General features: G+C 58.4%; 1 pseudogene. It reads left to right on the top strand.

Annotated elements, in window-relative coordinates:
* Positions 1 to 338: pseudogene (locus OC610_RS29030) on the top strand (hypothetical protein); the annotation flags it as partial.
* Positions 339 to 363: the final 25 nt, after the last annotated feature.

Raw genomic sequence — 363 nt, 5'->3', positions numbered from 1 at the left:
TGCGCAACAGCGCCGAAACGCTGCGCGCCGGCGTCTGGACCGAGTTTGAAAGCGCCTGGAATGCACTGACAGTGCCGCAACGTGCCGTGTTGCAGGTCATGGCCGAGCGCTCGCAGAACAACGAACCCTTTGCGCCCTTTACCGACTCAACGTTGGAGGCGGTGGGCAAGGTGCTCAAGGGCATGGGTAGTGAAGTCGTGCCCGGTACCCAGACCATCCAATCGTGTATCGATGCGTTGCGTGAGAAGGAATTGGTGTGGAAGTCCAATCGCGGTGGCTATGCGCTGGAGGACAAGGCGTTTGCTGATTGGTTGAAGGGGTATCGCAAGCAACATTGAACTTGGAATACATCCCGTGGCGAGG

Origin of the sequence: Pseudomonas agronomica, assembly GCF_025917275.1 — a bacterium.
Classification (GTDB): domain Bacteria; phylum Pseudomonadota; class Gammaproteobacteria; order Pseudomonadales; family Pseudomonadaceae; genus Aquipseudomonas; species Aquipseudomonas agronomica.
The sequence above is the reverse complement of the archived record's forward strand: the minus strand, read 5'-3'. Positions and strand labels throughout refer to the sequence as shown.